9 protein-coding genes are annotated in these 5769 nt (G+C 63.5%); 8 read left to right on the top strand and 1 reads right to left on the bottom strand.

Going from position 1 to position 5769, the window contains the following annotated elements:
- The 6 genes from V3572_RS04515 to V3572_RS04490 form a co-directional block, all read left to right on the top strand.
- Window positions 1-555: sensor histidine kinase (locus V3572_RS04515; protein WP_332109790.1), on the top strand; the 555-nt coding region annotated here is incomplete at its 5' end.
- A gap of 194 nt (window positions 556-749) precedes the next feature.
- Window positions 750-1025, top strand: coding sequence for an AtpZ/AtpI family protein (locus V3572_RS04510; RefSeq protein ID WP_332109789.1), 276 nt, complete (start codon window positions 750-752; stop codon window positions 1023-1025).
- Window positions 1009-1470 (top strand): ATP synthase subunit I, encoded by a 462-nt coding sequence (locus V3572_RS04505; protein ID WP_332109788.1) that lies wholly within the window; start codon window positions 1009-1011, stop codon window positions 1468-1470. Before V3572_RS04510 ends, V3572_RS04505 begins: the two co-directional genes overlap by 17 nt.
- 3 nt (window positions 1471-1473) lie before the next feature.
- A complete protein-coding gene (atpB, locus tag V3572_RS04500; protein WP_332109787.1) occupies window positions 1474-2160 on the top strand; it encodes a F0F1 ATP synthase subunit A in 687 nt (228 codons plus the stop codon).
- Window positions 2161-2228: 68 nt separating this feature from the next.
- Window positions 2229-2549 carry an ATP synthase F0 subunit C gene (atpE, locus tag V3572_RS04495; protein ID WP_163301159.1) on the top strand — a complete coding sequence of 107 codons (321 nt, stop codon included), beginning with the start codon at window positions 2229-2231 and terminating at the stop codon, window positions 2547-2549.
- Window positions 2550-2659: 110 nt separating this feature from the next.
- On the top strand, window positions 2660-3316 hold the full coding sequence (locus V3572_RS04490) for a redox-sensing transcriptional repressor Rex (protein ID WP_332109785.1): 657 nt from the start codon (window positions 2660-2662) through the stop codon (window positions 3314-3316).
- A gap of 218 nt (window positions 3317-3534) precedes the next feature.
- On the opposite strand, the gene V3572_RS04485 is transcribed toward V3572_RS04490, so the two are convergent.
- Entirely contained in the window at window positions 3535-4374 is an 840-nt protein-coding gene (locus V3572_RS04485) for a glycosyltransferase family 2 protein (RefSeq protein ID WP_332109784.1), read from the bottom strand.
- 254 nt (window positions 4375-4628) lie between these two features.
- Here V3572_RS04485 and V3572_RS04480 point away from each other — a divergent pair, with 254 nt between their 5' ends.
- Together V3572_RS04480 and V3572_RS04475 are read left to right on the top strand one after the other, a co-directional pair.
- A complete protein-coding gene (locus V3572_RS04480; protein ID WP_332109783.1) occupies window positions 4629-5555 on the top strand; it encodes a class I SAM-dependent methyltransferase in 927 nt (308 codons plus the stop codon).
- Window positions 5552-5769: hypothetical protein (locus V3572_RS04475; RefSeq protein ID WP_332109782.1), on the top strand; the 218-nt coding region annotated here is incomplete at its 3' end. The genes V3572_RS04480 and V3572_RS04475, both read left to right, overlap by 4 nt.

Genomic DNA, 5769 nt, shown 5'->3' with positions numbered 1-5769 from the left:
CACCTGAGCGTGGTGGCCGGACTTTTGGGACTGCAATCGGAAGTGGCCTCGGACGACGCCTGCCGCGAGTTGCTGGAGAAATCCCGGATGCGGGTCATGGCGGTGGCCCATGTCCACGAAAAATTGTGCGGCTCGCAACCGGATCTGCTTCTGGATGCGGGGGAATATCTGCGTACCCTGACCGAACGCCTGTTCGACATCCTGGGCTTTGGCCAGAGCCGGTTGCAGCTGACCACGGACATCGCCCCCGTCCGGCTTGCCCCCCCGGCCCTGGTTCCTCTGGGGCTCATCGTCAACGAACTTTTATCCAACACCATCAAACACGCCTTTCCGGACGGCCAGGAGGGCGTGGTCCACGTTCGCCTGGGCATGGACGGCGGCCGGGCCGAACTGACCGTCCGCGACAACGGGGTGGGGATCGGCGCCGGGGCCGGGGCCCGTCTGGACAGCCTGGGGCTGGAACTCGTACAGGGGCTGGCCGGGCAGCTCGGCGGCGAGGTGCGCACGGACCCGACTTCGCGCGGGGTGCAGATCACGGTGTCGTTTCCCCTGTGAGGGGCCGGGCCCTCGCCGGGCCGCCGCAATGTCGGCAGGGGGCTTCCCAGGGCGGAAATTGCGTGATAAAACCGCAAACACCGTTGACTTTCCCAAATTGGCCGTGTTAGGGCTTCCCGACTTGTGAAGTCTTGCACGATCTCCGTCGCGCGTGGCGGCAAGCGGCTGCAAAAAGGCCTGGGACGGGGGAGGATGTGGTGCTGGACAAATTTCTCAAGTCGCCGATATTTAAAGATAAAAAGACGTGGGATGCCGTAGGGAACGCCTCGGTCATGGGGCTGCATCTTGTTTCCGGCGTTCTTGTAGGGCTTTTCATCGGATATTGGCTGGACGTGTGGCTTGGCACCAAGCCGTGGTTGCTTCTGTTGTTTTTGCTGTTCGGCATTGCCGCAGGTTTTCGGAACATCTACCTGGAAGCCAAAAAGTTCCAGGAAGAGAACACGACGACGAACCATGACGACCAGGGCTAGCTCGCTTGTGACCTCCTTCGACCGGATGCTTTTGTGCAGGGGGTTTGTCAATCCGGACATCAGGATGCTGGTGCGTAACCAGATCCTTTTGGCCGGATTTTCCGCGGTGTTCTGCCTGGCGGTTCTGGGGTTTTCGGCGTGGGCGTGGTCGTACGGCGCTGGCGCGGTCCTGGCGACGCTGAATTTCTGGTTTCTGGCCGGATTCGGCATGCGCATCACCTCCCAGCCCAACCGGACCGAGGCCGTCCTGGCCACCTTGACCCGGTTTTATCTGCGGCTGGGGCTGACCGGCGCGGTCCTTTACGCGCTTATCGTGTGGGCAGGGGCGCGGCCCGTCGCGCTTTTGACCGGGGTTTCAATCATCGTCGTCAATTTTCTGTGCTGGGGCGCCGTCAAGATCGCGGCCTCCGGAACGCGGGAAGCGTCAAATGGAAAGGAGGCATAAGCTATGGCTGGTGGACTTCCGCATCCCCTTCTGATCGTTGAGGAGGCCTTTCACGCGGCAGGCCTGAACATTCCGGGCAATGTCGTGAACGCCTGGGTGGTCATGGTCATCATGATCGTGCTCGGCGCCATGGCTACCCGCAAGTTGGCCATGGTTCCCGGAGGGATGCAGAACTTTTTCGAATTCATGGTAGGCGGCCTGGAAAGTTTCGTTGTCGCCAACATCGGCGAAAAAGGGCGCAAGGTCTTTCCGTTCTTGTGTGGCCTTTTCGTCTTCATCCTCATCGGCAACCTCATCGGCTTTGTGCCCGGTTTCGACGCGCCCACAGCCAACATCAACACCAATGCGGCCATGGCGCTCACGGTCTTCGTCTATTACAACTTCTGGGGACTCAAGCTGTGGGGCCCCGGCTACATCAAACACTTCCTTGGACCGTTCTGGTGGCTCATTCCGCTCATGCTTCCGGTGGAACTGATCTCCCACCTGGCCCGGCCGCTTTCGCTCACCCTGCGTCTTTTCGGCAACGTGCGCGGCGGTGAAATCGTCCTGGTGCTGCTTTTCGCCTTGGCCCCGGTGGTTTCCACCTTCCCGATGTATTTCATGTTCATTCTGGCCAAGACCATCCAGGCGTTCGTGTTCTTCATGCTGTCCATGATCTACCTCAAGGGATCGCTGGAACACGCCCATTAGAATCGGGGGAAATGGTCCTTAGGACCAACAACACTACTAACCGCATTCCGTTTATGGAGGATGCACCAATGCGCAAAATTCTGATGACCGCCCTGAACACCGTGGCCCTTCTCGCCCTGGCTGGCGTCGCCTTCGCCGCTGGCGATCCCGCCGTCGTCGCCACCATCTCCTGGGCCACCGCTTTGGCTCAGGGCGTCGCCGCCGCCGGCTGCGGCATCGGCATGGGTCTGGGCATCAAGGCTGCCTGCGAAGGCACCGCCCGCAACCCCGAGGCCAGCGGCAAGATCACCGTCACCCTGATTCTCGGCCTGGCCTTCCTCGAGTCCCTGGCCATTTACGGCTTGGTCATCAACCTGATCCTGCTGTTCGCCAACCCCTACATGGGTTAATTGGAACACGACGTTTCGAAGAAGGAGGCCGGTGCTCCGGCCTCCTTTTTTCAAGGCGCCTCTTGTTAAAAGTTTCACATAATTAGCTTCTTTCCCATCGGCACAGTACTGTGAAAAGCGACCACATCCCAAGAGCAACCATCAAGCGGCTGGCCATGTACGTCCAGGTGCTGGAATCCTTCAAGCGTGAAGGAACCCAGGTCGTGTCCTCGGAACTTCTGGCCAGAACCTGCAACGTCAACCCCTCTCAGATTCGCAAAGATTTAGCCTACTTCGGCGAATTCGGCGTGCGTGGCGTGGGGTATCACGTTCAGGATCTCATCACCGCCATCAAGCGTTCCCTCGGCGTGGACCGCATGTGGAAATGCGCCCTGGTGGGCGTGGGCAACCTGGGCAAGGCGCTTTTGCGGCACCGGGAATTCAAATACCGGGGTTTCGACATCGTGGCCGCCTTCGACTGTGATCCCTTCAAGATCGGCGAGGAGGTCATCGGCCTGGAGGTGGTCTGTACCCGACGTCTCAAGGAGACGGCCCGGGATATGGATATCGAGATCGGGCTGATCACCACCCCCCCGGACCGGGCTCAGCGCGCCGCCAATTTCCTGGCCGAGGCCGGGATCAAGGGCATCATCAACTTCGCCCCGGCCCGCATCACCGTTCCCAGCGACGTCCATGTGGAATATGTGGATTTTTTTCACCACCTGTACGCCGTGTCCTTTTCCATCACCCTGGATCAGCGCCCAAAGACCCAACCCGCCGCCGTATAGACCTCAAAGGTTTCCCCGCCCCCTGGAAGCGACTCCCCAGTCCCCGGCGTTGCGCTTGTGGATCTGGCCCACGGCGTCCGCCACGTTCCACGGCCGAAACGTATTCGCTCCCCTGGCCGCAGCCTTGGCAGGCGGCAGGCCTGCGCAGGAATGCGGACAGGCGGTCGACCCGGCCTCGCTGGGAACGTGCGGGAAAAAGGGGGGAGGGGCCGCCGCGGCTACGCCGCGCCGTGCTCCCGGGCGAAACGCCGGGCCGCGAGGACCAGACGTATGGAGTCCGCGAACTGGCTGGATTCCTTTTCAGGGGAGTGGTTGTCCACCTTGCGGTCCTTGTCGTGGATGCGCACGTTGGCCAGGACGCTGGGCACATGCAGAAACCTCGCGCCGTCCATGGCGAAGCGCAGGTACATGTCGTGGTCCTGGGAGACGCAGGCGGGATCGAAATACCCGGAGACGTCGTGCAGGGATTTTTTGTAGAGCTTGCAGATGCCGCACAGGTACCAGTCGCAGAAGGCGTTTTCAAAGGAATAGTCCGGCAACGCGAACCGTCGCAGGATGCGTCCCGCGTCGTCCACGATGTGCATGTCGGCGTAGGCGAAGTCCGCGTCGTTTTTCCGGATGGCCGCCAGCAGGGTGGAGACCATGGACGGCAAAAGCATGTCGTCGGAGGCGATGAAGGTGACGTACGCGCCGGTGGCGGCCCGGGTACCGGCGTTGAGGGCCATGCTCAGGCCCTGGTTTTCCTGATGCAGCACGCGCAAGGTGCGCCCATCCTGGGGGTAGCGGGGATGCCGCTGCCGCTGCACGGTCCGGGTGGCCTCGTCGTAGCGCGCGGCGAAGGAGGTCCGTTCGGTGGCCAGGCCGTGCTGGTAGGCCTCGAGAACCCGGGCGGTGTCGTCTGAGGAGCCGTCGTTGACGACCACGATTTCGATGTCCGGGTGGTCCTGGAAGAAGATGGAGTCCAGGCAGACGGGCAGGTAGTCGGCCTGATTGTACGTGGCAACGACGATGCTGACTTTCTCCACGGGGTCGCCTTCCTTGTGGCCCGCATGGGGCATGGGGTCACGCGCCGGTTGTGCCGGTCGTGCCGGTCGCGGCTAACGCGGCTAACGCGGCTAACGCGGCTAACGCGCGGCATGACCGGACGGTATCAAATCCCCCTGGTTATGCAACGTGCCTGTGGCTGGGGCCGGGCGGTCGCACGAAGGGCCTGGACTCCGTGCCGTCCATGGCTTACGGGGAAAGTCCCGGAGCGCCTGCCCCGGGCCGTGCGGCGTCGCGCCCGCCTCCATCCCAGACAAGGACCGCCTCCATGCCGGACCAGGACCGCCTCGACGAATTGCTGGACGCCCTCAAGCCCTATTTCGGCGACGTGCCCGCCGCACGCAAGCATTTCGCAGCGGCCCAGGCCAAGGGCCTGCACATCACCCCGAACCACTTTTATTCCCCCATTCCGGACACCCGGGCTCTGCCGCCCCGCCTCTGGACGGAGGCCTCGGAGTTGCCGGGCATCGACATGAACGAGGCCGGGCAACTGGCGCTCCTGACCGGGATTTTGGCCTCCTACACCCCGGCGTTCGCCGGGTTTCCCCGGAAAAAGACCGGTGACGAGCTGGAGTTCACCTTCGAGAACAACCAGTTGGCCGGGGCCGACCCGTACGTCCTGTACGCCCTGGTCCGGGAGCTTGGGCCGCGCCGGGTGGTGGAGGTCGGCAGCGGTTTTTCCACCCTGGTCACGGCCAGGGCCCTGCGCGAGAACGGCGGCGGCGAACTGGTGTGCGTCGAGCCGTATCCCCGGCCCTTCGTGCCCCGGGCCGTGGAGGGCCTGGGACGCCTGATTCGCCAGCCGGTCCAGGAGGTCGACCTGGACGTGTTCACCGGGCTTGAGGCCGGGGACATCCTGTTTATCGACTCCACCCACGTGGTGCGCATCGGCGGCGACGTGACCCGGCTTTTCCTGGAGATCCTGCCCCGGCTGGCCCCGGGGGTGTGGGTCCACGTCCACGACATCTTTATGCCCCACGACTATCCCGAGACCTGGATCAAGGACATGAACTTCTTTTGGGGCGAGCAATACCTGTTGCAGGCCCTGCTCATCGACAACCCCCGGTTCCGGGTCCGTTTCGCCGTGGGCTACATGGGGCGCCGACATCCGGAGCTCATGGCCCGGGTCTTTCCGCGCTGGGGCCTGGGCATGGGCGGGGGGAGCTTCTGGATGCGCCGCGAGGAGGCGCCGTGAGCCGGGCCGGGTCGACCGGCCTTCCGCCCCGGGCAGAGCCGCTTCTGGAGGCGGCCCGCATCCGCCTCGGCCTGGGCGACGCCCTGGACGCCCTGGCCTACTGCGACGGCATCCTGGATGAGTTCGGCCCCCAGGCGGCCGTCCCCGGGCTTTTGGAGGTCCGGGACGAGGCCCGGGCCAGGCTTGGCCGCCCGCCCCTGGACGACGCGGCGGG

This window comes from Desulfolutivibrio sp. (genome assembly GCF_036584575.1).
Lineage (GTDB): Bacteria > Desulfobacterota > Desulfovibrionia > Desulfovibrionales > Desulfovibrionaceae > Desulfolutivibrio.
This window is presented reverse-complemented; position numbering and strand designations above follow the sequence as displayed.